Source organism: Pseudomonas sp. Ga0074129, assembly GCA_001465025.1.
Taxonomy (GTDB): Bacteria; Pseudomonadota; Gammaproteobacteria; order Pseudomonadales; family Pseudomonadaceae; genus Aquipseudomonas.
The window spans coordinates 1-26079 of sequence record LNDO01000083.1 but is presented as its reverse complement, the minus strand read 5'-3'; the positions used below and the strand labels follow the sequence as shown (position 1 = coordinate 26079).

Annotated in this window: 22 protein-coding genes; 9 read left to right on the top strand and 13 right to left on the bottom strand. The window is 60.6% G+C overall.

Annotated elements, in window-relative coordinates; translation table 11 throughout:
* Positions 1–106 precede the first annotated feature (106 nt).
* On the top strand, positions 107–1279 hold the full coding sequence (locus AUK77_RS11595; RefSeq protein WP_296129797.1) for a multidrug effflux MFS transporter: 1173 nt from the start codon (positions 107–109) through the stop codon (positions 1277–1279).
* 14 nt (positions 1280–1293) lie between these two features.
* Here the strand turns inward: AUK77_RS11595 and AUK77_RS11590 are convergent, their stop codons facing one another.
* From AUK77_RS11590 to gltS, 4 genes are all read right to left on the bottom strand, one after another.
* Positions 1294–1473, bottom strand: coding sequence for a hypothetical protein (locus AUK77_RS11590; RefSeq protein ID WP_296129796.1), 180 nt, complete (start codon positions 1471–1473; stop codon positions 1294–1296).
* Positions 1474–1542: 69 nt separating this feature from the next.
* On the bottom strand, positions 1543–3414 hold the full coding sequence (locus AUK77_RS11585) for a PAS domain S-box protein (protein WP_296129793.1): 1872 nt from the start codon (positions 3412–3414) through the stop codon (positions 1543–1545).
* Between the two features lie 154 nt (positions 3415–3568).
* Entirely contained in the window at positions 3569–5071 is a 1503-nt protein-coding gene (locus AUK77_RS11580; RefSeq protein WP_296129791.1) for a TAXI family TRAP transporter solute-binding subunit, read from the bottom strand.
* 2 nt (positions 5072–5073) lie between these two features.
* Positions 5074–6270 (bottom strand): sodium/glutamate symporter, encoded by a 1197-nt coding sequence (gene gltS, locus AUK77_RS11575; RefSeq protein ID WP_296129788.1) that lies wholly within the window; start codon positions 6268–6270, stop codon positions 5074–5076.
* A 332-nt stretch (positions 6271–6602) separates the two neighbouring features.
* On the opposite strand from gltS, the gene AUK77_RS11570 reads away from it, so the two are divergent.
* From AUK77_RS11570 to AUK77_RS11545, 6 genes are all read left to right on the top strand, one after another.
* The gene (locus tag AUK77_RS11570) at positions 6603–6986 is read left to right on the top strand and encodes a DUF2946 domain-containing protein (RefSeq protein WP_296129785.1); all 384 of its coding nucleotides are present in this window, start codon (positions 6603–6605) and stop codon (positions 6984–6986) included.
* Positions 6987–7076: 90 nt separating this feature from the next.
* Positions 7077–9236, top strand: coding sequence for a TonB-dependent receptor (locus AUK77_RS11565; RefSeq protein WP_296129783.1), 2160 nt, complete (start codon positions 7077–7079; stop codon positions 9234–9236).
* A gap of 11 nt (positions 9237–9247) precedes the next feature.
* On the top strand, positions 9248–10753 hold the full coding sequence (locus AUK77_RS11560; RefSeq protein ID WP_296129781.1) for a PepSY domain-containing protein: 1506 nt from the start codon (positions 9248–9250) through the stop codon (positions 10751–10753).
* Between the two features lie 113 nt (positions 10754–10866).
* A complete protein-coding gene (locus tag AUK77_RS11555; RefSeq protein WP_296129779.1) occupies positions 10867–11346 on the top strand; it encodes a copper chaperone PCu(A)C in 480 nt (159 codons plus the stop codon).
* A gap of 260 nt (positions 11347–11606) precedes the next feature.
* Positions 11607–11873 (top strand): PepSY domain-containing protein, encoded by a 267-nt coding sequence (locus AUK77_RS11550; protein WP_267808994.1) that lies wholly within the window; start codon positions 11607–11609, stop codon positions 11871–11873.
* Positions 11873–12451 carry a cytochrome b/b6 domain-containing protein gene (locus AUK77_RS11545; RefSeq protein ID WP_296129776.1) on the top strand — a complete coding sequence of 193 codons (579 nt, stop codon included), beginning with the start codon at positions 11873–11875 and terminating at the stop codon, positions 12449–12451. The genes AUK77_RS11550 and AUK77_RS11545 overlap by 1 nt, the downstream gene beginning before the upstream one ends.
* Here AUK77_RS11545 and AUK77_RS11540 read toward each other — a convergent pair.
* From AUK77_RS11540 to AUK77_RS11500, 9 genes are all read right to left on the bottom strand, one after another.
* Positions 12448–13395: an adenosine deaminase gene (locus AUK77_RS11540; protein ID WP_296129775.1), complete on the bottom strand. Its 948-nt coding sequence runs from the start codon at positions 13393–13395 to the stop codon at positions 12448–12450. The genes AUK77_RS11545 and AUK77_RS11540 overlap by 4 nt on opposite strands.
* A gap of 140 nt (positions 13396–13535) precedes the next feature.
* On the bottom strand, positions 13536–14504 hold the full coding sequence (locus AUK77_RS11535; RefSeq protein WP_296129774.1) for a 2-oxoglutarate and iron-dependent oxygenase domain-containing protein: 969 nt from the start codon (positions 14502–14504) through the stop codon (positions 13536–13538).
* A gap of 195 nt (positions 14505–14699) precedes the next feature.
* Positions 14700–15782, bottom strand: coding sequence for a BMP family ABC transporter substrate-binding protein (locus AUK77_RS11530; RefSeq protein ID WP_296129773.1), 1083 nt, complete (start codon positions 15780–15782; stop codon positions 14700–14702).
* Between the two features lie 200 nt (positions 15783–15982).
* Positions 15983–16909: an ABC transporter permease gene (locus AUK77_RS11525; RefSeq protein ID WP_296129770.1), complete on the bottom strand. Its 927-nt coding sequence runs from the start codon at positions 16907–16909 to the stop codon at positions 15983–15985.
* 60 nt (positions 16910–16969) lie between these two features.
* On the bottom strand, positions 16970–18073 hold the full coding sequence (locus tag AUK77_RS11520) for an ABC transporter permease (RefSeq protein WP_296129767.1): 1104 nt from the start codon (positions 18071–18073) through the stop codon (positions 16970–16972).
* A gap of 11 nt (positions 18074–18084) precedes the next feature.
* On the bottom strand, positions 18085–19659 hold the full coding sequence (locus tag AUK77_RS11515) for an ABC transporter ATP-binding protein (RefSeq protein WP_296129764.1): 1575 nt from the start codon (positions 19657–19659) through the stop codon (positions 18085–18087).
* Between the two features lie 303 nt (positions 19660–19962).
* Positions 19963–20547 carry a YigZ family protein gene (locus AUK77_RS11510; protein ID WP_296129762.1) on the bottom strand — a complete coding sequence of 195 codons (585 nt, stop codon included), beginning with the start codon at positions 20545–20547 and terminating at the stop codon, positions 19963–19965.
* Positions 20547–21218, bottom strand: a complete 672-nt coding sequence (locus AUK77_RS11505; RefSeq protein ID WP_296129759.1) for a TetR/AcrR family transcriptional regulator — start codon at positions 21216–21218, stop codon at positions 20547–20549. Before AUK77_RS11505 ends, AUK77_RS11510 begins: the two co-directional genes overlap by 1 nt.
* Before the next feature lie 223 nt (positions 21219–21441).
* Entirely contained in the window at positions 21442–22362 is a 921-nt protein-coding gene (locus AUK77_RS11500; protein ID WP_296129757.1) for a LysR family transcriptional regulator, read from the bottom strand.
* A gap of 145 nt (positions 22363–22507) precedes the next feature.
* Between AUK77_RS11500 and AUK77_RS11495 the strand changes: the two genes are divergently transcribed.
* The gene (locus AUK77_RS11495; protein ID WP_296129754.1) at positions 22508–23854 is read left to right on the top strand and encodes an aspartate aminotransferase family protein; all 1347 of its coding nucleotides are present in this window, start codon (positions 22508–22510) and stop codon (positions 23852–23854) included.
* A 112-nt stretch (positions 23855–23966) separates the two neighbouring features.
* A complete protein-coding gene (locus tag AUK77_RS11490; protein WP_296129751.1) occupies positions 23967–25463 on the top strand; it encodes a CoA-acylating methylmalonate-semialdehyde dehydrogenase in 1497 nt (498 codons plus the stop codon).
* Positions 25464–26079 lie beyond the last annotated feature (616 nt).

Sequence of the window (26079 nt, the reverse complement as noted above, 5' to 3'; positions counted from 1 at the left end):
GCAAGCCGTAGCCCGGATGCAATCCGGGAGCGGTTTGTCAGTCCGTTGTAGCCCGCGGTTTATCCGAGCTACAACGGCCCATCTGTTTTTACATTTCTGGATACTCATGCCGTTACGTCTTTTGCTGATTTTGGGCGCGCTGAGCGCCTTTGGCCCGTTGGCCATCGATTTTTACCTGCCCAGTTTCCCCGCCTTGGCGCGTGCGTTTGCCACCGATGTTGAGCATGTGCAGCTCTCGCTAGCGTCTTACTTTGTCGGACTGGCCATTGGGCAATTGATCTATGGCCCGATGGCGGACCGCTTTGGCCGACGCAAACCATTGCTGGTTGGGGTGGCCTTATTCAGCCTGGCATCACTGGCCTGCGCCCTGGCACCGAGTCTTGAGTGGCTGATTGCTGCTCGTTTTGTGCAGGCTTTGGGCGGTTGTGCGGGGATGGTCGTGTCGCGTGCCGTGGTGCGTGACATGTGTGACCCGATCAGCTCGGCCAAGGTGTTTTCCCAGCTGATGCTGGTAATGGGCCTGGCGCCGATTCTTGCGCCGCTGGCCGGAGGACTGCTGCTCAGCAGCCTGGGCTGGCCATCGATTTTTATCTGCCTGACGCTGTTTAGTTTTGCCTGCTTGCTGGCAGTGGCCAAATGGTTGCCGGAAACCCTGGCTGACGATGCCCCGCCGGCACCGCTGCGGGGGGCGTTGGGTGAGTACAAGCGCCTTTTTGCGGATCTGCCATTTATGGGGTACGCCTTGACTGGTGGTTTCGCGATTGCCGGCATGTTTGCCTACATCGCCGGCTCACCGTTTATTTTTATCGAGCTTTACGGCATTCCTGCTGAGCATTACGGCTGGCTGTTCGGTAGTAATGCGCTGGGTTTTATTCTGGTCGCGCAGCTCAATGCCTGGTTGGTTGCCAGGCATGGACCGGCGTATTGGCTGGGTAAAACAGTATGGTTTTACTTGGCGTGTGGCTTGGGCTTGTTGCTGGTGGCGTTGAGCAAACCGCTGGCCCTGTGGCCATTACTGATTCCGCTGTTTGGGTGTATTGCCAGCTTGGGTATTTTGCTGCCCAACGCGTCGGCGTGCGCTATGTCGGGGCAAGGCAACCATGCCGGCAGCGCGTCCGCGCTGCTAGGCAGTGTGCAGTTTGTAATTGCCGCCAGCGCAGCGGCTATGGTGGGTGTACTGCATGACGGCAGCGCCTGGCCAGTTGCGGCTGTGATTTTCAGCTGCGGCGTACTGGCTGTGAGCTTTTCTTTGTTTACCCGCCGGGTTCAACGCGCTTAATGCGTTGCGGTACTTTAGCTGGCGGCGCGTTGTTGAATGCTCGGTAGCGTGTGAGGCGCATTCAGACGTGCCTGCAGGGTGCTGATAAAAGTCTGCGCTTCGCTTTCACTGCGGAAGGTCACGCTCTGTTTACCCAGGCGTACTTGCCAGCCCTGGCCTGCGGCTGTTTTTAACGGTTGGATCATGACGTTCATGGGACCATCTCCTTTGCAAGAGTGGCCAGTCTAGCTGCCCAATGTGAACATTCATTGACCTGCAACAAGTTACCGGACGGCTGGCGCGCCTTTGATCTGTTGAGTATTCGTCGGGCTGCGGAACTGCACCGCCAAACCGGCCAGTCGGGTGAATTCGGTCACTAAAGCAATATCGGCATTGCTGGGGCGCGTGGGGTGTGGGTAATAGATCCCGAACGTGCCGAGCACTTTGCCGCTGTCGTCCTTGAACGGCAGTGACCAGCAGGCATGCAGGCCGGCGCTCATGGCGAGGATCTTGAAATCTTGCCAGTAGGGGTGCCGGCTAATGTCTTCGGCAATCACCAATTCACCGCTGCAAGCCGCGTGTCCGCATGAGCCAACGCCCAGGTCTGCTTGAATGCCTTCAAGGGCTTGGTTGTAGCTATCGGGTAGGCTTGGCGCTGCGCCCACGTGGAGCCGTTTCTGTTCATCAAGCAGCATGATTGAGACGCGCATTTGCGGTTGCAGGCTTTCCAGTCGGCGGGTAATGCCGGTGAGGACGCTGGACAAGGGGTGTAGGCCTAGCAACTCGTCAAGCACCGCGTTACGGGCCTGTTGCAGATGGTATGCCTGATGACGTTCATGCACATCGCGCAGACTGCCGTGCAGCCCTGGCAGCACCGCACAAGGGCTTATTTGCAATTCGACTTGCCTGACTTCGCCGCTGCGGGTCAGGAGCTGGCATTCAACGCGCAGATTATCCAGTTTGCCACTGCGTAATTCTTCCAGTTGCAGCTTGAGCGGGATCTGGCCAAGTTCCGGCATAAACCGCTGCAGCGGATGACCAAGGCTCTCTTGCACCGAGTAGCCACTGATTTGCTCCCAGGCGGGGTTAAGAAAGCTCAGGTTGTCGTCGGTGTGGGTGAGAAAAATTCCATCAGCCAAATGTTCAACCAGGGTGCGGTAGCGGCTTTCGCTTAATTGCAGGTCGTGATCGATTTTTTTCTGCTGTGTCAGGTCGATGTCAATGCAGTACAACTCGACCTGATCAAGGCTGTTACGCAGCATCAGATGGCTTGAATAAACCCAGATCTGCCGGCTGTCTTTGCACTGCAATTGCACTTCAGCGGCTGCAATGGGTGGGCCGCCGAGTTGCCACAGGTTAATGGCATTGACCACCTTGCTGCGGGCGTTTGGCGGCACGATCAGCTCTTCCAGGCGTCGCCCCATGGCTTCATGGACTTCATAGCCATAAAGCTGCGTGCTGGCCTGGTTCCAGTAAATTACCCGGCGCTCGCGGTCATAGCCTTGTACGGCAATACGCGGTGTTTGCTCAAAGAGTTGGCGGAAGCGTTTTTCACTTTCACGCAGGGCGCTTTCATCACGCTTTTGCGCACTGATATTTTGCAACGTACCAAAGATGTTGCCGCGACCATCAGCTTCGCCGCGCAGCATCAGCCAGGTGCACGGCTGCGTTTGCGCCTGCGCCAACCGCGCGCTGAAATTGAGTGGTGCCTGGCCATCCAGCAACGCCTGCACAGCGCGTTGTGCACCGGCACGGTCAGCCGGATGCAGCCAACTGAGAAATTGCTCAAGGCTGCTGTGCGGAGGATCGCTTTCACGATCCAGCAAGCTCATGGCCTCAATGCTCCAATTAAAGCCTTGCCGATACTGCCAGCTGCCTATGCCAGCATTGCGTTGGGACTGTTTGAGTTGCTGGATGTTCTGCATCAGCAAGTGCTGCTGTCGATGCAGAAGAGCGTATTGGCGGTAGCCGAGCATAAAGATCAACGCACCGCTGAGTGCGACAAAGAGCAGCCCCTTGGCCAGTTGCAAGTTAGCGATTAAGGCGCTGTCTTCCGTGAGCGCATTGAGCAGTGTGTCACTGCCCAGAATCCACAGCACGCTGAAGAGGATATACGTGCCTGCAAGGCGCAATGGCCCTTGAAATTCGGAACGCATGGCGTACCGCCTCTAGATCATTTAACAAACGAATGGGGTTCTGCTAACGCCCGCTTACTTCGCGTGGGCATTTCAATAAGCGTAGTCGTCGACAATGGGCTTGTTGGCCGAGCGCGTAACATTTATGGGGCTAACCAATGATGGCAGCGGCCTGCTAGCCCTCGGGTAACGCTGGATTCATTGACTGAATGGCCTGTAGGGCTTTTTCAGCGTCGCTGTGCAACGGCACACCAAGATCACGCAGGGCGCTTTGCGCAGACAGTTGGCTGCCTTGAATGCTGCCGTTTTCCAGCCATTGGTTATCGCGGGCAAACAACAGTTGAACCAGCCGTTCTATTTCAGCAGCGGTCAATTGCTCGCCCGTCAGTAACATGCTGGCGACTGCCAGTGTTGGTACGGGTTGAACCTGGCCTGGGTAGGTTTCGGCTGCAACACTGAAAGCAAAGCTGCCGGGGCGCTGCGCCTCTAAACGTTTTACTGCGTCCGCATTTAGCGGGATAAGGCGTAATTCAAACGCTTCGCTGGCCGCGCGGATGTTGTCAGCCGGCGCGCCGATCACTTGAATCAGGGCATCCAGTTGGCCGTCGCGCAGCGCTTTCAATGCCTGTTGCAGATCCAACTCAGTGACTGCTTGCAGATCGCTGGGTTGCAGGTTGTGGGCTTCCAAAATGGCCAGTGCAGTGAGGCGCGAGGCGGATCTTGGTTGACCGATATTGACCCGTTTCCCTCGCAAATCGCTCAGCTGTTGCAGGCTGCTGTTGGCGCTCACGACGACATGCACCGGCTCGGGATAAAGGCTGGCAATCGCCTGCAGATTAAGATCTGGCCCTTGGGTTTCAAACGCGCCTTTACCGTGCGCGGCCGCATATGCCGCATCGCTTTGTGACAACGCCAGCAGCGCATCGCCCTCACGCAGCAGGCGCAGGTTATCCAGGCCTCCTTCAGTGTTCAATACGGGCATGTTGATGCCTTCGTGCTTTAGATGCAGGCTGAAGGCGTTGGCAAACCGGGCGTATTGCCCGGCAGACGGGCCGCCTGCTAAGGGGTAGCCGTTTTTCAGGCGTGAAAGTCGGCCTTGAATATTATTCAGCGAGCGCTCCAACTCGTCGCTAATGGCTTTGCGTTGCTGAGGCCCGGTGTCGCCTGGGCTGAGATTGAGCGCGGTACTGAATGCATTGACCAAGGTTTCCCGCGTGGTACTGCCGCCTTCATGTGCAAGTGTCTCACGGGCTGCGGTAAAGCCTTGTGGCACCTCGGCAAACCACTGACCGTCTTGTTTACGGTAAATCAAGCTGCCATGAATGGTTAACGTATCACCGGCGTGATTACCGCCGCCTTCGATCCCTGTCAGCCCGCGTGGGCCTGCGCCCATTAAGCTGATGAGGCTGGCCACGCCCGGTGAATCCCATGCCCCAAAGTTCTGCGCCTGCGTAACTGTGAGCGTGGCATCAAAGTAGACCACCAGGCGTTTCTCGCCGGGTGGCGCCTTGGCGTCGTTGGCGCTGCCGCGGCGTTTTAACTCCGTCAGGCGTAACACCGAATCGGGAAAGGCTTGCTGCAACCGTTGCTGCACATCGTGCTGCAGGGTGTCGCTGGCTGGGCCTCTGGAGCAGGCTGTCAGCAGTGTCAGGCAGAACACCATCAGTAATACGCGCATGCCTAACCCCCTATCCATGGCAGTGACAGATAACCCGTGAGCACCAGCGCGTTGAGGAGATCGATAAGGAATGCACCGACTAATGGCACCACCAGAAAGGCCTGAGGTGCGGGGCCGTACTTCTGTGTGATGGCCTGCATATTGGCGATCGCCGTGGCCGTTGCGCCCATGGCAAAACCGCAGAAGGCGGCCGACATGACGGCGCTCTCGTAATCGCGGCCCACTGCGCGATACACCAGCAAGCCACCATAGATCACCACCAACAGCAGTTGCCCCAGCAACATAACGAGTAAGGGGCCCGCCAGGCTGGCCACGCTGGCCAGGTTCAGGGTCATCATGGTGATGGCGAGAAACAGCGCCAAGGTTAGGCTCGAGAGCATATCGATCCCTGAGTCGTTCAAGCGCAGGCCCACCAGATGACCCGCGTTGCGAATCAACACACCCACCAGCAGGCACCAGAGAAAGCTGGGCAGGGTGACAGGGCCGCCACTGACCAGATCACCCAGCCAGCGCCCGGCGATGACGGCAATGAGTACAGCGGCGAGAACCGGGATCAGGTTACCCGCATTGATTGGCGCGCTGGCCGGACTCTCCTGAAGATTCTGCGCAGTGGGCTGGCCCGTCACGTTGTTGTCGAGGTTATGACGCTTGATCAGCCATTGGGCCAGCGGCCCACCACAGATGCCACCCAGCACCAAGCCGAGGGTCGCGGCGGTCATGGCCAGTTCCATGATCGACTGGATATTGTTTACTTCGGCAAAGCGCTCGGCATAGGCCGCCCCCGTACCGTGGCCACCGACCAAGGTAATACTGCCGCCCACAAGGCCCATCAGCGGGTGCATGTCCAGTCCCCAGGCAATCAGCAAGCCGGTGAGGTTTTGCAGAAACAGGAACGGGATCAGTACCAGAACAAACAGCAATAACCGCTTGCCGCCTTGCCTGAGCAAACTGAGATTGGCCGACAAGCCCACCGCAGCAAAAAACGCCAGCAAAAGTACGGGCTTGAGGGTGCTGTCAAACACCACCTCGGCTGGGGAAAACTGCCCGGCAAAGAGCATGCCGACAGCAAACAGCAGGCCGCCGGTTATGGGGTCCGGGATGTTGTAGTGCGACAGCCAGGGCACCAGGCGGTTGACGACACGTCCTAGCAACAGCACCAGCGCGGCGATCAGCAGGGTTTCCAAGGGGAGTAGGGTCACTCGATGCTCCTAGCGGCGTTGGCGGATGCCCACGTTGAGGTCGTGCACTCATCCATGTAGGCGGCGTTATGGCATGGCCTTGGCGCTTGTTCAATACTGCCCTGAGTTAAGCCGCCCGTGCGACAGACTTCCAGTATGGCCAGATGGGCGTGTTGGCGGTTACCCGAATAACCGCACAAACGGGTCGTTGATGGCAGCTATCGAGTTGGCCTGCCTCGGCGGGGAGGACATTCCCCATAAGCCCCGCTACTATTGCCGGCAGCGCAGTGCGGCAATCCAACGCAGTGCTGCTATGTCACATGCGTCCCAGAGCAATGCTAGAGTCGCGCCCCATGAAAATGACCCGATCTGACCGTCGCCTGCTGGCCTGGATGCTGTATTTCAGCGTTCTGTTCAGTGCGTTCGGCTGCAGCATCAGTCATGGGCAAATGGCCGGTTTGCAATTGAGTGGTCTGGACAGCCAGTACTGCTCCTTCGACGGTAACTTTGGTGCCGGGGCTGACCTTGAAGGCTCAGGTGTCGTTGCGCCCAACCCCGCCACCGGCTCCGGCTGCTCCCTGAGCTCCAGCTTTGGTGCGCTCATCCTCGCGGCGTTCTTTGGCTTGTTGGGGCTACTGGCCATCAGCCGTGCGCCACTGCTGACGCTTTTTTATACCCCGCGACCGGTTCGCTACCTCTGGCCTTCGGCCAACCCCCGCGCTTCTCCTCTTTCCTGATGCACGGCGCCTTTAGGGCGCGCCCACCGTTTGCATGTGGCGAAGCCATGCCGCGTGCGATTGCTTGTGTTTTCAGGAAAACAATACGCTATGTCTATACCGTCCTCGCGCGCCTTGAGCGCCGCCTTGCTGTGCGCTGTAACCCCTTCACTCTGGGCTGAACAGGCCGTCACTTTGCCCGACAGTGAGGTCCGTGGCCGTGCGGCGCTTGCTTCTGAACTATCTCTTGATACTCCGGTCGAGAGCGCATCACGCCTGGGCCTGACGCCTCGGGAAACGCCGGCTTCGGTCAGTGTCGTTAGCCGCGAGCAGATTGAAAGTCGCGGTGCGGACAACACCCAACAGATGCTCAATGGCGTAACGGGTGTGGTGGCTGCCGCGCCGCCTGGTTTTGCCGGGGCCGTGTCGTGGCGTGGCTTTACCGGTAGCCAGGTCACGCAGATGTTCAACGGCATCACGGTGCAGTACGACTCCATTGCGGCGCGTCCGGTGGATAGCTGGATTTACGACCGGGTTGAAGCGGTCGGCGGTGCGTCCAGCTTTCTCAATGGCTCGGGCGCTGTCGGTGGTTCGATCAACTACCTGACTAAATTGGCCACGCGCGATCAGGTGTTCAGCGAAGGACGCATCCGCTACGGCTCGTTTGATGCCAACGAACTGGCCTATGGTTTCAACCAGCCGCTGGGCGAGGCCAATCACCTGCGCATGGATGTCAGCCGCACCAGCAGCAATGGCTACGTGGATCGCGAAGAGCGTGAGGCGTGGACCAGTGCATTCTCCCTGCTGACGGACTTCAACGAGCAGCTGTCGCACACCCTGGCGTTTGAGTATCAGGAAGAACAGGTCGACAGCCCTTATTGGGGCAGCCCGGTGCTCAAGGGCCGCTCGGGTGATCTGAAGGTGGATGAGAGTCGGCGTTTCGAGAACTACAACGTTGCAGACGGCCGCTATGAACAGCGGGTGCGTTGGGCGCGTTCCATCACCGAGTATCAACTGACGGACGCCACCCGCCTGCGCAATACGCTCTATCACTACAACGCGCAGCGTGATTACCGCAACCTGGAGACCTATGCCTACACGGATGCCACTAATAGCGCCGTGCAGCGCAGTAACGCGCTGTTGCAACGGCATGATCAGGAGCTCAACGGCAATCGGTTTGAGTTGCTCCATCAGGGCGGGCTGTTTGGCCTGTCGAGCGAGTGGGCAGCCGGGCTGGATTACAGCCATAACGTGCAAACCCGCTATCCACGCTCGGTCGCCGGTCCCTTCGGCGTGGTGGATGCTGAGCACTTCGAACCGGGGCATTTCTTCGACCTGCCGGGTATGAATCCTGGTTACGCACGCCAGCGCACCAATCAACTCGACACCTGGGCGTTGTTTGTCGAAAACCGCCTGGCACTGACTGAGCGCCTGTCCCTGCTCACCGGCCTGCGGCATGACCGCATCGACCTGGAAGTGACCAACCACCAAGCCGCCAGCCTGACCAACCCGGCGTTTTTCGCCCGTGAGTACGAGCCCACCACTGGCCGTGTCGGTATGGTCTATGCCTTGAGTCCTGCTGCCAATGTGTACGTGCAATACAGCACCGCTGCCGACCCGCCTGCTGGCATCCTCACCACCGCGACCCTCGGTCAGGTGCAGGATTTTGACCTGACCAAGGGCCGTCAACTGGAGGTCGGCAGCAAGTTTGATTTCTTCGATGGACGCGCCTCCACCACCGTTGCTGCGTACAAGATCGAACGCGAAAACCTGGCTACGCGCGACCCCGCTAACCCCGGGCAAACGCTACCAGTGGGTAAGCAATCGACGCTTGGTGTAGAGCTGGCAACAGCGCTGCGCATCACCCCGCGCTTGCTGGCAGAAGCCAATCTGGCGTGGATCGATGCGCAATACGATGAGTTCAATGAAAGCGTGGGCGGGCAGTCGGTCTCGCGTAAGGGCAACACGCCGAGCAACGTGCCCGATCAGGTTGCCAACCTGTGGCTGACCTACGACCTCACGTCGCATTGGCAGGTTGGTGCAGACAGCCGCCACGTGGCCTCGGTGTATGCGGATGCGGCCAACCGGTTAAAGGCACCGGCCTATACCTTGTTCGGTGCATTTGTCAGCTATCGCCTGGATGCCGACAGCCTGCTGACCTTGCGGGCGCGCAACTTGACCGACGAGGTATACGCCAGCTGGGCCAGTAGCGACATGCTGTTCCTCGGCGCGCCACGTTCGTTTGAGCTGGCCTTGCAGTCACGCTTTTAAGAGGCCGCCCGATGAAGCGCTATCTCTACCTGTGGCATCGCTGGCTGGGTATTTTCCTCTGCCTGCTGATGGTGCTTTGGTTCGTGTCTGGCTTGGTGATGATGTACGTCGGCTATCCCAAACTGACCCAGCGCGAGCACCTGGCCCATCTGCCACCGTTGTCGTTGGAGGGCTGTTGCGTACCACTCGAGCAGGTGCTGGCTGCCACGGGTGAGAAGGCCGCCCCGGCATCCATTCGGCTGACTACGGTGGCCGGTGAACCGCGCTTTGTTGTGCGGTTTGCGACGGGCGCGGTGGCGGTTGATGCGCGCAGCGGCAAACGTATTGACTCGGTGACCCCAGCAGAGGCTGAGGCTGCCGCTCAACCCTTTGCCGGTGAGCGTGCGGTGCACTTCCAGGCCTCTATACAGGAGGATGCCTGGACGCACTCGCGCGCCCTCGACGGCGATCGACCGCTGCATCGTGTGGGGCTGGATGACGGCACGCTGCTGTATGTCTCGGGGCGTAGCGGCGAAGTGGTGCGCGATGCCACTTTCACCGAGCGGACCTGGAACTGGCTGGGCGCCTGGCTGCACTGGGTCTATCCCCTGCGCGGCGGTGTGCTGGATCGCTGGTGGAGTGATGCGGTGATCTACCTGTCCGTGGCCGCCACGCTGATGACGCTCCTGGGCATTGTGGTCGGCCTCCTGCGTTGGCGCTTTGCTGCGCCTTATCGCAGTGGCGCACGCAGCCCTTATAAAGGGCTGGCACGTTGGCACCATATCGGTGGTTTGCTGTTTGGTGGGTTGGCGCTGGCATGGATTTTCAGCGGCTTGATGTCGATGAACCCCTGGCGACTGCTGGACAGCGCGACTCCGTTGAACCTGGCTCCCTACCAAGGCGGAGCGTTGCAGGCTGATGCCTTTTCTCTCGGGCCTGAACAGGCTTTGTCGCGTTTCAATGCGATGGGGCTGCCGGTGCGTGAGCTGCATTGGCGCCTGTTAGGTGGCCGTGGCTATCTGCTGGGTATGGACAATACGGGTGCCAGCGCGGTGCTGGCCATGGATGCATCCGCACCGCAGTGGGGGTTGGACGAAACGGACGTATTGCGCGCAGCTCGGGCGATTCGGCCAGGGGATGTACCGACAGTCGAGCGCCTGACGGCTTATGACTTTTACTACTACGCACGGACCGAGCACAGCATGACTGGGCACTTGGAACGGCCATTGCCAATTCTGCGGGTGCGCTTCAATGATCCGGCCCAGACCTGGCTGCACCTTGATCCGCGCACCGGTGCTTTGCTCGGCCGAATGGATGAAGGGCAGCGTACCTCGCGCTGGTTGTTTGCCCTGCTGCACAGTTGGGATTGGTTGCCGCTGCTGCAAAACCGGCCCCTCTGGGATGGCTGGATGTGGCTGGCCAGTCTGGGCGGTTTGCTAATTTGCCTGAGCGGCACGGTGATGGGCTGGCGGCGGTTGCGTGGGCGGCGCCCTGTGCGAGTCAGCAAACAGCCGCGCGTGCATCCATCCAGCGTATGAGTTTCGAGGATATGCAGCACTTGAGCGGCCTGAGCTGCTCAGGCTTGGCCCGCATCAAGACTTTGCGTTACAACAGCTTTATTGGACATTCAGTCCACCACTGGAGGAACACCATGTTGCTGAAAAAGACCCTGCTGATCGCCGCACTGCTTAGCCCAAGCTTGTTTGCCAACGCTCACGACTACAGCGTCGGCAACCTGCACATCGAACACCCGTGGTCGCGCGCCATGCCGCCGGTTGCGCCCACTGCAGCGGCCTATTTTGTGGTGCATAACAAAGGCAGCGAAGCCGATCGTCTGCTGAGTGCCAGCACCCCGGTGGCCGGCAAGGCCGAACTGCATGAACACATTCACGCCGACGGCCTGATGAAGATGCAGCAGGTGCAGAGCGTGGAGATTCCCGCTGGCGGCGAGGTGAAGTTCGAACCCATGGGCTATCACGTCATGCTGTTTAACCTGAAGCAACAAGCCAAAGACGGCGAACGCTTCCCGCTGACCCTGACCTTTGAAAAGGCCGGCGCGGTTGAAGTGGAGATTGCGGTGCAAGCTGATGCGCCTGTATCCGCTGACCATGCAGAGAAGCACCATCATTGATGACTCTTGCTGCACGTAAATGGCCGGGTATGCGCACGGCTAGACAGCGTGCAGTTGGCTTCTCAAGAATCCTGTCGGTGGTCGAACGGCCTGTCTAAAGGCCGTTTCTTCCGGCGATGTCGATTTTCGTACTGCGAATGTCTGCTGCCGGTGGGTGAGCCTGCGGCAGTCAGCCGGTTTTACCTAATACAGCCTTAAGCTTGCCGCGCCAAAGTAGTCCTCGCAGACACACATTCCCCCTGCATCACGAGGATTTCATCATGCGCAAACTGCTTCTGCTGTCTCTGGTTCTGGCCAGCCCCCTGACCTTCGCCGCCACCCAATGCACTACCGCCGACAAGGCGCAGTGGCAGGATCAGGATAAATTCCAGGCCGACCTCAAAGCCCAGGGCTACGAGATCAAGAAGTTCAAGGTCACTGGCGGTAACTGCTACGAAATCTACGGCTTTAACAAAGACGGTCAGAAGGTCGAAATCTACTTCGATCCGGTTAGCGGCAAGGTCATTAAAGGCGGCGTTGAAGACTGATGAACAGTTCGACCACACGCCTGTGGGACCCGTTGGTCAGGCTGTTCCACTGGTCTCTGGCGAGCGCTTTTCTGGCCAATTACTTCTTCACCGAAGAGGGCGAGAACTGGCACCGCTGGTTCGGTTACTACGCCATGGCCTGGCTGGTGATTCGCCTGGTGTGGGGTTTTATCGGGACACCGGCAGCGCGCTGGGCGGACTTCTGGCCGACCCGAGCGCGTGTGGCCGAACACCTGCGGGCACTGCTCAGTGGGCGTGATTATCACCGCTTGGGGCATTCCCCGCTGGGCGCGCTGGTGATGATCGGCATGATGCTGCTGATGCTCGGCCTGGGTGTGACCGGCTTTCTGATGGAAGAAGTCGACTACTTCTGGGGTGCAGATCTGCCGTTAGAAATACATGAATTCTGCGCCGATGCGCTGATGGCCTTGGTGGGCCTGCACATCGCGGCGGCGTTGTTTGAAAGCTACCGCCTGAAGGAAAACCTGCCGCTGTCGATGGTCACGGGCAAGCGGAAAGCCCCTCCCACAGCTCATACGTTCTGTGGGAGGGGCTTTAGCCGCGACGATTTGGTTTAAACCAGCCTTGCATCCAGGCTGTTCTGCGCCAGGCGCTTGGCCTGCTCCTGAGTCATACCCAAGCTGTCGTACAGAGCGGCGAAGTTCTCGGTGACGTAGCCGCCGAAGTAGGCCGGGTCATCCGAGTTCACCGTCACCTTCACGCCGCGTTCGAGCATCTGCAGGATATTGTGCTGGCGCATGTCGTCGAATACACAGAGCTTGGTATTGGACAGCGGGCAGACGGTCAGCGGGATCTGCTCGTCGATGATGCGCTGCATCAGGCGCTCGTCTTCGATGGCGCGCACGCCGTGGTCGATGCGCTCGATTTTCAGCAGGTCCAAGGCTTCCCAGATGTATTCGGGCGGGCCTTCCTCGCCGGCGTGAGCGACGGTCAGGTAGCCCTCACTGCGTGCCTTGTCGAACACGCGCTGGAACTTGCTCGGCGGGTGGCCCATTTCCGAACTGTCCAAACCGACGGCGATAAACGCATCGCGGAATGGCCTGGCTTGTTCCAGGGTTTTGAACGCTTCCTCTTCAGACAGATGGCGCAGAAAGCTCAGGATCAAACCGTGGCTGATGCCCAGTTGTTTTTCGCCATCGACCAGCGCCTGTTTGATGCCGCGCAGCACCACCTCGAAGGGAATGCCACGGTCGGTATGGGTCTGCGGGTCGAAGAACGGCTCGGTGTGGATGACGTTCTGCGCCTTGCATTTTTGCAGGTAGGCCCAGGTCAGGTCGTAGAAATCCTGCTCGGTGCGCAGCACGTCGGCACCGGCGTAATACAGGTCGAGAAACTCCTGCAGGTTGTTGAAGGCATAGGCGCTGCGCAGCGCTTCAACGTCGTTCCAGGGCAGGGCAATCTTGTTGCGCTCGGCCAGGGCAAACAGCAACTCGGGCTCCAGCGAGCCCTCAATGTGCAGGTGCAGTTCGGCCTTGGGCAGGGCATTGAGCCAGTCGTACATGGTCAGATCTCGTTATCAGGCGTGGTCGCGACAAAGTTTAACCGTAAGGACAGGATTTCGCCGAATCAGCCGGGCGCTAAATCGCCTTGGCCGCGCAACGCTCTCGCGGCCAAGGCCGTTCCTCCGGGGCGCGGGCGGTGTTATATGCCCGCCTGTTCTTCACGCCTGTAAGCATAGGTGTCGGCAAAGCGCGACAGCAGGTATTCGGCGCTGGTTACTGACGGATACTTGGGTGGGTTGCTGGCGTCCGAGCAGTTCGGTAGGCAGCTGATTCCGGTGTCCGGGTGCGGTTCGGCGAAGAACGGCATGGAGTAGCGGTCCACCCCCAGCGGGCTGATCACCCGGTGCGGGGTCGAGGTGTAACGGTCGTTGCTCCAGCGCGCCAGCATGTCGCCGATGTTCACCACAAAGCTGCCGGCAATTGGCGGGGCGTCGATCCACTCACCGTCACGGTTGCGCACCTGCAGCCCGCCGGCGTCGTCCTGGTAGAGCAGGGTGATGCAGCCGTAATCGGTGTGTTCACCCGCGCCTTGCTGTTCGGCACTGCTGGCGGTGTGGCGCGGCGGGTAGTGGATCATGCGCAGCACGCTGATCGGCTCGCGAAAGCGGCTGTCGAAAAAGTCGCGCTCGATGTCCAGGGCAAGGGTCATGGCGCGCAGCAGGGTTTGCGCCAGCGCCTGCATATCGGCGTAGTGCTGTTCCATCAGAGCGGTCCAGCCCGGCAGGTCCGGGTGGCGATTGGCCCCCCGCAGCGGCTTGCCAGCCAGTACCTCGGGGTGATTGAGTGCCATGTGGAAACCCATGTCGAAGGTCTCCTTGAGGTCACTCGGTTTGCTCGGGTCGAGCTGCTCGGTGGCAATCGCGCCGTAGCCACGGTGATGGGTGGTCTGGGTGATGTCGATCTTGAGCTTTTCGGCAGCCGGTAGGGCGAAGAACGTTTTGGCGGCATTCAGCAGTTCGTCGATGCGCGCCGGGCTGATCGGGTGGCCGGTGATATAGAAGAAACCCCATTCGCGGCAGGCGTTGTCAATCCGCTCGGCCACGGCGGGCCAGGCGGTTGGATCGGCTGAGTAAAGCGGGGCGATGTCAATAATCGGTAGGGTGTTCATAGAGGCTCCGGGTGGGGCGGTGCTGCGAGTCTTCTCGTACCCAGGGCAGCGAAAAAGGACGATGCCGGTTAAGGCATCGTCCTTTTGATGCGGTTCTGCTGCAGGTGAGCAGGGACGGCATCGGTTATTGCTGAAAGCTGTCGCCGCTAAAGCGCCTCCCACGCTGTGGGAGCGGCTTCAGCCGCGATTCTGCGGTTACTTGGGCAATTCAGCCTTTACGTTTTCCACGTAGTAGTTCATCGAGGCCAGTTCGGCGTTGGTGGCGGCGACGCCGGCCGGGATTTTCTCGACACCGCTCTGGTCCTTGATCGGGCCGGTGAACGGGTGGAAGGCACCGCTCTTGATGTCGGCGATGATCTGCTCGGCTTCGGCTTTGACGTCCGCCGGCACCAAATCGCTGATCGGCAGTTTGATGGTGTCTTCGGTCAGGCCGCCCCAGAAATCTTCGGATTTCCAGGTGCCGTCGATCACGGCCTGTGTGGATTTAACGTAGTGCGGGCCCCAGTCGTTGACGATCGAGGTGAGCACGGCCTTCGGTCCGAAGTGCGCCATGTCCGAGGCATAACCCACGGCATACACGCCACGGCGTTCGGCGGTCTGGATCGGTGCCGGGCTGTCGGTGTGTTGGAACATCACGTCCACGCCTTGGTCGATCAGCGCGTTGGCCGCATCGGATTCTTTGCCCGGATCGAACCAGGAATTGACCCAAACCACCTTGATCTCGGTGCCGGGGTTGTACTTGTCCAGCGCCAGTTGAATGGCGTTGATGTCGCGGATCACTTCCGGGATCGGGAAGGAGGCCACGTAACCGACTTTCTTGGTTTTGGTCATCTTCGCCGCGAGGTAACCGCCGACGTAACGGCCTTCATACGAGCGTGACAGGTAGGTGCCGAGGTTTTTGTCCTGCTTGTAGCCGGTGGCATGTTCGAAGGTGACTTTGGGGAATTGCTTGGCCACTTTCAGCGTCGGGTTCATGTAGCCGAACGAGGTGGTGAAAATCAGATCAAAGCCACCCTTGGCCATGTTGCGAATCACCCGCTCGGCGTCTGCACCTTCTGGCACGTTCTCCACGTAGCTGGTTGTAACCTTGTCGCCCAATTCTTTGATCACCGCCTGACGACCCTGTTCATGCTGGTAGGTCCAGCCGTGGTCGCCAATGGGGCCGATATAGACAAAGCCGACCTTCAGCGGATCGGCAGCGGAAGCGCCCAACGTGACGCTAAAGCCAAGGGCGGCAACGAGGGCGCGCAACAGGGGTTTTTTACTCTTCTCGAACATGGTTGATGAAACTCCGTTGTGTGTGGGTACGGTGTGGTTAAACAGCTGCCAGTTGAATTGCAAAAAGCTGACCAACTGGACAATTAGCGCTGCCCCCCGCGCAAACACACAAAACCCCGCCGGAGCGGGGTTCTGTGTAGGTTCTGCGCTGGTGCGTAGCGGGCCATCTGTGCTGCCAGATGGTGCGTTGGCACGCGTTATCAGTGCCCTGGCTGCCACGGCTTGCCCAGTGACACAGGCGCAAACAGGCGGGTTTTGATCGCATCGCGCGACAGCAGGACCAGCACCAGAATGGTGGCCACATAGGGCAGCATCGCCAGCAGGTTGGAGGGGATCGACAGGCCGATGCCCTGCGCCACCAAGTGGATGATGCTGGCCAAGCCGAACAGGTAGGCTCCAAGCAACACACGGAATATCCGCCAACTGGCAAACACCACCAACGCCAGGGCGATCCAGCCGCGGCCGGCGGTCATGTTTTCCGCCCACATCGGTGTGTAGGCCAGCGACAGGTAACCGCCCGCCAAGCCAGCCATGGCCCCGCCGAACAGCACTGCCAAGGTGCGTACGCGCAGCACCGGCAGGCCCATGGCGCTGGCCGCATCGGGGTTTTCACCCACCGCCTGGATGATCAGGCCGATGCGACTTTTCAGCAGCACCCAAGCCACTAAACCGAACAGGGCGAAGGACAGGTAAACCAGAATGTCCTGAGCAAACAGCATGCGCCCGATCAGTGGAATCTCGCTCAGCAGCGGAATGGCGATGGGCTCGAATCCGGCCAGCGGTTTGCCGACCCAGGCCGCGCCAACAAAGGTCGACAGGCCGACGCCGAAGATGGTCAACGCCAGACCGGTGGCCACCTGATTGGCGTTAAAGCCCAGGGCCACGGCGGCGAACAACATCGACAGCAGCATGCCGGCGCTCATCGCCAGCAGCACGCCGAGCCACAGGTTGCCCGTGCTCAGGGCGACGATAAAACCGATCACCGCGCCGAACAGCATCATGCCTTCCTGGCCGAGGTTGAGCACACCGCTCTTCTCGCAGATCAGTTCACCCAATGCCACCAGCAACAGCGGCGTACCAGTGCGCACCATGGCGTAGAAAATATTGCTTAACAGGTCGAGATCCATCGGGAATTCCTTTGTGTATCGCTTTTGTAGGCGCGCTTGATCGCGCCTACAGGTTCTTTGTCAGGCCAGGGCCTCGGCGGTGGCTTTAGTTTTTCGCTGCGCCCATTTCCACTTCAGTCGTGGCCGATAGAGGATCAGCACGTCGCAGGCGAGCAGGAAGAACAGCATCATTCCCTGGAACAGTTGGGTGATCGCCTGGGGCAGGTTCATGGTCATCTGCGCGTTCTCGCCGCCCAGGTACAGCAGGGCCATCAGCAGACTGGCGAACAGAATGCCGAGCGGATTCAGGCGGCCGAGAAAGGCTACGGTGATCGCCGCGTAGCCGTAGCCCGGTGAGACTTGCGGCACCAGTTGGCCAATCGGCCCGGCCACTTCACCCACACCCGCCAGGCCAGCCAGGCCGCCGCTGACCAGCAGGGCAAACCACACCAGGCGCTTCTCGCGAAAACCGACAAAGCCGGCGGCGCGGCGGTCGAGGCCGAGCACCTTGATCTGAAAACCCAGAAAACTGCGGTGCAGAAGCACCCACACCGCCACCAGCGCCAGCAGGGCGAAATACAGACCGGCGTGCAGGCGGCCGTCCTCACTCACCAGCGGCAGGCGGCTGGCATCACCGAACATCGCCGACTCGGGGAAGTTGAAACCGGCCGGGTCTTTCAACGGGCCGTGTACGAAGAACAGCAGCAGGTTCAGCGCGATGTAGTTGAGCATGATGCTGGTGAGGATTTCGTTGGCATTGAACTGCGTGCGCAGCCAGGCGGTCAGGCCGCCCCAGGCCGCGCCCGCCGCTACACCGGCAAGCACCACCCAGACCAGCGCCCAGCGGCTGTCCCAATCGATGATCTGGATCGCCATGGCGCTGCCGGCCAGCGCCCCAAGCAGCAGCTGACCTTCGGCACCGATGTTCCAGATGCGCGCTTGATAGGCCACCGCCAGGCCGAGAGCGCAGAGCAGAATTGGCAGCGCCTTGACCAGCAGTTCGGAGACGCCATACCAGTCGGCCAGCGGCGCGATCAGCAGCGTGTGCAAGGTGTCCAGCGGGTCGTGGCCGAGCAGGGCGAATAACAGCGCGCCGCTGCATAGGGTCAGCACGGCGGCGAGCAGTGGCGACAACCAGAGCATTGCGCGCGATTGCTGACCGCGCGGTTCGAGGGATAACAGCATGGAAAACTCCGTCAGCTCAGGTGGGCAGCAGGGGCTGCGAGTGGGCTTGTGATGAGGGGCAGTGGGGCGAATTCGCCGGCCATCCAACGACCGACTTCAACGGCTTCGGTTTCTGCGGTGGCGGCCAGGGGCGAGAGCTTGCCGCTGCACAGCGCGCCAATGCGGTCGCTGATCTGGAACAGTTCGTCGAGGTCTTCGGAGATCACCAGAATCGCCGCACCGGCATCGCGCAGGGCAATCAGCGCGCGATGAATCGCCGCCGCCGCGCCTACGTCTACGCCCCAAGTCGGGTGCGCGGCCACCAGCAGTTTGGGGTTCTGCAGGATTTCGCGGCCGAGGATAAATTTCTGCAGATTGCCGCCGGACAGGCTGCGCGCAGGCGCATCGGCATCCGGCGTTTTCACCGCAAAACGTTTGATGATCTCGTCGGCCAGGGCGCGCACCTTGCCGCGCTGAATCAGCCCCTTGCTGACTAAACCTTGCTGGAAAGCAGTGAGCAGGGCGTTATCACTCAGGCTCATGTCCGGCACCGCGCCATGGCCCAGGCGTTCGGCCGGAACAAAGGCCAGGCCTAGTTTGCGCCGTGCATCCGGGTACAGGTCGGCAATCGGCTGAGTGTCCAGGCTGATGCGTTCACGTTCGTTGCGCGGCAGGCGGGTTTCGCCGCTGAGCAGGGCGAGTAATTCGTCCTGACCATTGCCCGCAACCCCGGCGATGCCGACGATCTCGCCGCTGCGCACTTCCAGGCGGATCTGGCTGAGGGTGCAGCCGAACGGGTCGGCGTTGTGCCAGCTGAGGTCATCCACACGCAAACGCGGCAGACCGCCGCTGGCTTTTGGGTAGCTGCTTTCCAGGCCTTCGGCGTCGCCGACCATTAGCCGCGCCAGTTGCAGGTCGCTGCATTCGGCCGGTATGCAATGCCCCGATACCTTGCCGCCGCGCAGCACCGTGGCGCTCTGGCACAGGGCGCGCACTTCGCCGAGCTTGTGGCTGATAAACAGAATGCTGCAGCCCTCGGCCGCCAGACGGCGCAGGGTGACAAGCAGCTCGTCGGCCTCCTGCGGAGTGAGCACCGAGGTCGGCTCGTCGAGGATCAAGAGTTTGATGTCCTGCATCAGGCAGCGGACGATCTCCACCCGTTGCCGCTCGCCGATGGACAGGCTGTGCACCAGCCGGCCCGGTTCCAGGGCCATGCCGTAACGCTGCGACACTTCACGGATCTTCGGCTCCAACTGTTTCGGCGTACCGGCATCCGTGCCCATGGCCAGGGCAATGTTCTCCGCCACAGTCAGCGTCTCGAACAGCGAGAAATGCTGGAACACCATGCCCACACCCAGGCGGCGCGCCATGGCCGGGTCGCGCATCTTCAGTGGTTCACCCTGCCAGCGAATCTCGCCACTGTCAGGTTGGGTGACGCCGTAGATGATCTTCATCAGGGTGCTTTTGCCAGCACCGTTCTCGCCGAGCAGCGCATGGATCTCCCCAGGGGCGATGCTCAAATCGATACGGTCATTGGCCAGGCAGCCGGGGTAGCGCTTGCTGATGCCGCTCAGCTGCAAGCGTGGAATAGCAGGGGAAATGGACATGGACAGAGGCTCGGAAATGACAACTGCCCGAGCTAAAGCAAAAAGCTGGCCATTGGGTCAGAAAAGCGGCTGTGCAGCGTTGCTAACTGTTTGGCTGCGGCCTCGTATGACTTGGCTGCTCCAGCGTGGTGCGCTGGGTTTGATTTCGGTGCGTTTTCGCACACTTACGGGAAGTCGCGGTTAAAGCGGAGTGCCGCCCAGCCCCTCCCACAGGGTGCGCTGCGTCGTGGGAGGGGCTTTCGGCTCTGGCATCCTGCTTCGCCCTACCTCCTGCCTCCATGCAGTCGTAGCCGCGACAGGCTCTTACAGCGACAGCAACTCAATCCGCCCACGGCTGATATCCGCCAGCAGCCGTTGCAATTCGGCCACCCGAGCGGCTGGGAGTGCCAGCTGCAGCTCAGCACCCGTGGCGTCGTAGCTTTCGCTCTCCAGCAGGCAGTCGAGTTCTGCTAGGCGTGCCTTGAGCAGCGGCAGTTCGGCAAACAGGCAATGGCAGCGGTACTGATCGCGGGCGATTAATTCGCGGCGCGAGGCGGCTTGCAGGCATTTGTTGGCGCTGCCGCCATAGGCGCGGGCCAGGCCGCCGGTGCCGAGCTGGATGCCGCCGTAAAAACGGATCACCAGCACCGCTACCTGATCCATCTCCTGTGCCTCAATCGCCGCAAGAATCGGTCGGCCAGCGGTGCCGCTCGGTTCACCATCGTCGCTAAAACGGTACTGCTGGCCCACCTTCCACGCCCAGCAATTGTGGCTGGCGCTGGCATCGCTCTGCGCGCTGATAAACGCCTGCGCCTCAGCCGCGCTGTTAACCGGCGCGGCGAGGGCAATAAAGCGGCTTTTGCGAATTTCCTCACGGTACTCGCAAGGGCCGAGCAGGGTGAAGGGCATTAGGCGTCTTTAGCAGGCGGCGTCAGGCCGCAGCCTTTGAGGATGATGGTAATGAGCTGGTCGGCGGCTTCGTCGTAATCGGCCTTGACCAGTCGCGTGCGGCCGGTGACGCGGCAAATTTGCGAGGCAAAGTCGGCGTAATGCTGGGTGCTGCCCCACAGCAGGAAAATCAGGTGCGCAGGGTCCACCGGGTCCATCTTGCCGGCTGCGCTCCAGGCCGTGAACACTGCTGCACGGCCACGGAACCAGGCTTGGTAGTCCTGGTTGAGCATTTTCGACAGGGTTTCACCGCCACTGATCACTTCCATGGCGTAAATGCGCGAGGCTTTGGGGTGACGGCGGGAGAATTCGATCTTCGCGCGGATATAAGCTGCCAGCGCCTGAGCGGGGTCGTCGTCCACGGTCAGGTTGTTGAAAGTGCTGTCCCACAGCTCAAGAATGTTGAGCAGCACGGCCTGATACAGGCCCAACTTGTTGCTGAAGTAATAATGCAGGTTGGCCTTCGGCAGCCCGACGTTCTGCGCGATGGTGTTCATGCTGGTGCCTTTGAACCCGTGGCGAGCGAACTCTTCTTCGGCGGCCTTGATGATCGCTTCTTCGTTTTTCTGCCGAATGCGGCCGGCGGGTTTGCTGGTTGAATCGGCTCGGTGCGCAAGTACTTCAACGGTCATGGGCGGTTCCGCAGTGGTCAGGTTTTTGTCGCTGCACTGATACCCCAGTGCTGGCTGGGTGACAAGTCGCTAGGGATTAAAAAGCACAGCAGCGGATGATTTTTACGGGCTTTGCACCGTAAATGTGCAGGTTTTTAGGGTTTTTCCCGTCTTTGGCCGGTCTGCGCCTTCAGCGCGTAGCCCGGATTGCATCCGGGCTACAGCGCTGGTGCGCTCAAACGGCTTAGTTGCAGTTCGCCAGCGCTTCCAAAAAGCTCTCCAGCACCAAGTGCGGGCGGCGGCCTTTACGGGTGACCGAGGCCAGGCTGATGTCATAGAAGCGGCTGGCCGGTTTCAGCACGCGCAGGCGGCCCTGCTGCACCCAAGCTTGCGCGTAGTGATCGGGCAGGTAGCCGATATAACGCCCGGTGAGGATAAGAAAGGCCATGCCTTCACGGTCTGAGGCGCTGGCGGTGCAGTTCAGCGCCTGATAGTGGCTCTGCACCTCGGGCGGCACGCGGAAGGTCGGGGCGATGGCCTCCTGCGTGTTCAGGCGCGCGTCGTCCAGTTGCTGATCATCGACGTAGAACAGCGGGTGGCCGACCGCGCAGTAAAGCAGCGAGCGCTCGTCGTATAGCGCCTGATAGTCCAGCCCGGAGAGCGCCGTCACCTGCGGCACCACGCCGATGTGCAGGCGACCGTCGAGCACGCCTTGCTCCACTTCGCTTGGCGGCGTCATGCGGATGTGGATATGCACATCCGGGCCGCGCTCTTTCAGACGTGCCAGCGCATGGGTGATGCGCATGTGCGGCACTGTCACCAGGTTGTCGGTCAGGCCGATGTTCAACTCGCCGCGCAGGTGCTGGTGCAGGCCGTTGACCTCGGTGCGAAAGCTCTCCAGCGCCGTCAGCAGTTGCAGGGTGCTCTGGTACACCTCGCGGCCTTCTTCGGTCAGGGCAAAACCGGCGCGGCCGCGTTGGCACAGGCGCAGGCCAAGGCGCTGCTCTAGGTCGCTCATCTGCTGGCTGATAGCCGAGCGGCCGATGCCTAGGGCGCTTTCAGCAGCGGAAAAGCCGCCGCACTCAACCACGCTGCGAAACAGCTTGAGCAGACGGATATCAAAGTCACTGACCTGGGCCAGCGGATCGGGGCGGCGGGTGCTCATAGAGGAGGCTCGTTGTCTGGGGCTTTGTTTAGTAAGCGGATAACTAAAGATAAGAAGAGTCGTGTTTTCATGACTCTAAGCCCGTGGCACCTTTACTGGCAACAGATTCGACTTCACCGCTTCAATCGCCCACACCGAGGCCACCATGAACATGCCGCAGATCGAAGTCCCATCCCTGGCCAGCCAGCTCAAACTGGATGCGCACTGGATGCCGTTTTCCGCCAACCGCAACTTCAAGCGTGACCCGCGTTTGATTGTCGGTGCCGACGGTAACTACTTTATCGATGACAAGGGCCGTCGCGTGTTCGACAGCTTGTCTGGCCTGTGGACCTGCGGTGCCGGGCACAACCGTAAAGAAATACAGGAAGCCGTGGCCAAGCAGTTGGGCACCCTCGACTACGCGCCGGGCTTCCAGTACGGCCACCCGCTGTCCTATCAGTTGGCAGAGAAAATCACTGAGCTGACGCCAGCCGGCCTCGACCATGTGTTCTACACCGACTCCGGCTCCGAGTGCGCCGACACCTCGGTGAAAATGGCCCGCGCCTACTGGCGCTTGAAAGGCCAGCCAAGCAAAACCAAGTTTATCGGCCGCGCCCGTGGTTATCACGGTGTGAACATCGCCGGCACCTCGCTGGGCGGTATCGGCGGTAACCGCAAGATGTTCGGCCAGATGATGGACGCCGACCACCTGCCGCATACCCTGCAGTCGCACCTGGCCTTCACCAAGGGCATGGCGGCCACCGGTGGCGTGGAGCTGGCCAACGAACTGCTGAAACTGATCGAACTGCACGACGCCTCCAACATTGCCGCCGTGATCGTCGAGCCAATGTCCGGTTCCGCCGGTGTGATTGTGCCGCCAGTGGGCTACCTGCAGCGCCTGCGCGAGATCTGCACCCAGCACAACATCCTGCTGATTTTCGACGAAGTGATCACCGCCTACGGCCGTATGGGCAAGTGGACCGGTGCCGAGTTCTTCGGCGTGGTGCCGGACATCATGAACACCGCCAAACAAGTCACCAACGGCGCGATTCCGCTGGGTGCGGTGATCGCTTCCAGCGAGATCTACAACACCTTTATGAATCAGGCGATCCCTGAGCATATGGTCGAGTTCGGCCACGGCTACACCTACTCGGGTCACCCGGTGGCGTGCGCCGCAGGCTTGGCGACGCTGGAGTTGCTGCAGCGCGACAACCTGATCGAGCAATCAGCCGCCCTGGCACCGATCTTTGAAGAGAAGTTGCACAGCCTCAAAGGCAGCAAGAACGTGGTCGACATCCGCAACTGCGGCCTGGCTGGCGCGATCCAGATCGCCCCGCGTGACGGCGACCCGGTGATCCGCCCGTTCGAGGCCGGTATCAAACTGTGGAACGCCGGCTTCTACGTGCGCTTCGGCGGCGACACCCTGCAGTTCGGGCCAACCTTCAACACCAAGCCCGAGCAACTGGATTCTGTGTTCAACGCTGTCGGTGATGTGCTGAACAGCCTGGATTGATGCTTGTCTCCCCTCTCCCGCAGGCGGGAGAGGGGACGCCCGCAACAGGGCATGAATTTCGGTAAATGAGCCATGGCTCATCTGCCCAACGAATTACCAACGAGGAAGACCCATGACCATCGTTAACCACCTGATCAACGGCGAACTGATCGCCGGCACCGGCCGCACGGCAGACGTCTTCAACCCGTCCATCGGTGCTGTCAGCAAGCAAGTGGCATTGGCCGACCGCGCCACCCTGCAACTGGCCATCGACTCGGCCAAAGCCGCCTTCCCGGCCTGGCGCAACACCCCGCCTGCCAAGCGTGCGCAGATCATGTTCCGCTTCAAGCAACTGCTGGAGCAGCACGAAGCCACCATCGCCAAGCTGATCAGCGAAGAACACGGCAAAACCATCGAAGACGCCGTGGGCGAACTCAAGCGCGGCATTGAAAACGTCGAATTCGCCTGCGCCGCCCCGGAAATCCTCAAAGGCGAATACAGCCGCAACGTCGGCCCGAACATCGACGCCTGGAGCGACATGCAGCCGCTGGGCGTGGTTGCCGGCATCACCCCGTTCAACTTCCCGGCCATGGTGCCGCTGTGGATGTACCCGCTGGCCATCGTCTGCGGTAACTGCTTTATCTTGAAGCCGTCCGAGCGCGACCCCAGCTCCACCCTGTACATCGCCCAATTGCTGATCGAAGCCGGTCTGCCGAAAGGCGTGCTCAGCGTGGTCCACGGCGACAAGGAAGCCGTGGACGGCCTGATCGAATCGCCAGACGTCAAAGCCCTGAGCTTTGTTGGCTCCACGCCGATTGCCGAATACATCTACAGCGAAGGCACCAAGCGCGGTAAGCGCGTCCAGGCCCTGGGCGGCGCGAAAAACCACGCTGTATTGATGCCCGATGCCGACCTGGACAACGCCGTCAGCGCACTGATGGGCGCCGCCTACGGCTCTTGCGGCGAGCGCTGCATGGCCATCTCCGTGGTCGTGTGCGTGGGCGACCAGATCGCCGATGCGCTGGTGGAAAAATTAACCCCGCAGATCAAAGCCCTGAAAATCGGTGCCGGCACTCAGTGCGGCCTGGACATGGGCCCACTGGTTACCGCTGCGGCGCGTGACAAGGTCAAAGGCTATATCGACGCCGGTGTGGCCCAGGGCGCACGCCTGGTGGTTGATGGTCGCGATCTCGTCGTAGCAGGGCATGAAGACGGTTACTTTGTCGGCGGCACGCTGTTCGACAAGGTGACCCCAGAGATGACCATCTACACCGACGAAATCTTCGGCCCGGTGCTGTGCATCGTCCGCGTCGGCAGCCTGGAAGCCGCCATGCAGCTGATCAACGACCACGAATACGGCAACGGCACCTGCATCTTCACCCGCGACGGTGAAGCGGCGCGCCTGTTCTGCGACGAAATCGAAGTGGGCATGGTCGGCGTCAACGTGCCACTGCCAGTACCGGTCAGCTACCACAGCTTCGGCGGCTGGAAGCGCTCGCTGTTCGGCGACCTGCACGCCTACGGCCCGGACGGTGTGCGCTTCTACACCCGCAAAAAAGCCATCACCCAACGCTGGCCGCAGCGCGCTTCGCACGAAGCGGCGCAGTTCGCCTTCCCGAGTAATGGCTAAGTAACACCTAGGGGGCTGATCGCAGGATCAGCCCCCTTTTTTAGATGTGGATGACGACCTGTAGGAGCCAGCTTGCTGGCGATCTCTCGCGACCATCCGCTTGCATCCGATCAGTCCCCTCGCCCCTTTGGGGAGAGGGTTAGGGAGAGTGGGCTGCTGCCCGCTTTGCGGTGTTTCGGCCCTCTCTCCCAGCCCCTCTCCACTAGGCGTGCCCCCAATAAATGGGGGAGGGGAGCCTTACCGCTTTACGCAACAAACCAGCCGCGCGGGCGCGGCGTTGGTGCAGTGACCGCAGGTTACGGCACCCCTTGGGTGAGCGGGTTCAGGGATTCCTGACCCGTAAGCCCGCTCTCCCAAGGGCAGCCCACTTCAATTAACAAGGGCCAGCTTACGGGCGTGCGAGCTAGAGAAAAACCAGGCGAGAACGGCTGAGAAAGCGGAGTTTACGAGTTGTAAATGAGCATTTCGAAGCCGTTCTCAACGCAGTTTTTCCGACGCGCAGCCGGTCGTAGGCGGTCCTTAGGGAAACTCTGAAGAAGACTTCCAGATTTTGGCAAAATACCCGGATTCCACCCGCTGAGTTTCCCCATGAAGCAGATGACCTTCGCTGACGCCG

What these genes read in the sequence shown, in the direction of transcription:
- AUK77_RS11595 (WP_296129797.1), top strand. Translation starts at nt 107, where the DNA reads ATGCCGTTACGTCTTTTGCTGATTTTGGGCGCGCTGAGCGCCTTTGGC.
- AUK77_RS11590 (WP_296129796.1), bottom strand. Translation starts at nt 1,473, where the DNA reads ATGAACGTCATGATCCAACCGTTAAAAACAGCCGCAGGCCAGGGCTGG.
- AUK77_RS11585 (WP_296129793.1), bottom strand. Translation starts at nt 3,414, where the DNA reads ATGCGTTCCGAATTTCAAGGGCCATTGCGCCTTGCAGGCACGTATATC.
- AUK77_RS11580 (WP_296129791.1), bottom strand. Translation starts at nt 5,071, where the DNA reads ATGCGCGTATTACTGATGGTGTTCTGCCTGACACTGCTGACAGCCTGC.
- AUK77_RS11570 (WP_296129785.1), top strand. Translation starts at nt 6,603, where the DNA reads ATGAAAATGACCCGATCTGACCGTCGCCTGCTGGCCTGGATGCTGTAT.
- AUK77_RS11565 (WP_296129783.1), top strand. Translation starts at nt 7,077, where the DNA reads ATGTCTATACCGTCCTCGCGCGCCTTGAGCGCCGCCTTGCTGTGCGCT.
- AUK77_RS11560 (WP_296129781.1), top strand. Translation starts at nt 9,248, where the DNA reads ATGAAGCGCTATCTCTACCTGTGGCATCGCTGGCTGGGTATTTTCCTC.
- AUK77_RS11555 (WP_296129779.1), top strand. Translation starts at nt 10,867, where the DNA reads ATGTTGCTGAAAAAGACCCTGCTGATCGCCGCACTGCTTAGCCCAAGC.
- AUK77_RS11550 (WP_267808994.1), top strand. Translation starts at nt 11,607, where the DNA reads ATGCGCAAACTGCTTCTGCTGTCTCTGGTTCTGGCCAGCCCCCTGACC.
- AUK77_RS11545 (WP_296129776.1), top strand. Translation starts at nt 11,873, where the DNA reads ATGAACAGTTCGACCACACGCCTGTGGGACCCGTTGGTCAGGCTGTTC.
- AUK77_RS11540 (WP_296129775.1), bottom strand. Translation starts at nt 13,395, where the DNA reads ATGTACGACTGGCTCAATGCCCTGCCCAAGGCCGAACTGCACCTGCAC.
- AUK77_RS11535 (WP_296129774.1), bottom strand. Translation starts at nt 14,504, where the DNA reads ATGAACACCCTACCGATTATTGACATCGCCCCGCTTTACTCAGCCGAT.
- AUK77_RS11530 (WP_296129773.1), bottom strand. Translation starts at nt 15,782, where the DNA reads ATGTTCGAGAAGAGTAAAAAACCCCTGTTGCGCGCCCTCGTTGCCGCC.
- AUK77_RS11525 (WP_296129770.1), bottom strand. Translation starts at nt 16,909, where the DNA reads ATGGATCTCGACCTGTTAAGCAATATTTTCTACGCCATGGTGCGCACT.
- AUK77_RS11520 (WP_296129767.1), bottom strand. Translation starts at nt 18,073, where the DNA reads ATGCTGTTATCCCTCGAACCGCGCGGTCAGCAATCGCGCGCAATGCTC.
- AUK77_RS11515 (WP_296129764.1), bottom strand. Translation starts at nt 19,659, where the DNA reads ATGTCCATTTCCCCTGCTATTCCACGCTTGCAGCTGAGCGGCATCAGC.
- AUK77_RS11510 (WP_296129762.1), bottom strand. Translation starts at nt 20,547, where the DNA reads ATGCCCTTCACCCTGCTCGGCCCTTGCGAGTACCGTGAGGAAATTCGC.
- AUK77_RS11505 (WP_296129759.1), bottom strand. Translation starts at nt 21,218, where the DNA reads ATGACCGTTGAAGTACTTGCGCACCGAGCCGATTCAACCAGCAAACCC.
- AUK77_RS11500 (WP_296129757.1), bottom strand. Translation starts at nt 22,362, where the DNA reads ATGAGCACCCGCCGCCCCGATCCGCTGGCCCAGGTCAGTGACTTTGAT.
- AUK77_RS11495 (WP_296129754.1), top strand. Translation starts at nt 22,508, where the DNA reads ATGAACATGCCGCAGATCGAAGTCCCATCCCTGGCCAGCCAGCTCAAA.
- AUK77_RS11490 (WP_296129751.1), top strand. Translation starts at nt 23,967, where the DNA reads ATGACCATCGTTAACCACCTGATCAACGGCGAACTGATCGCCGGCACC.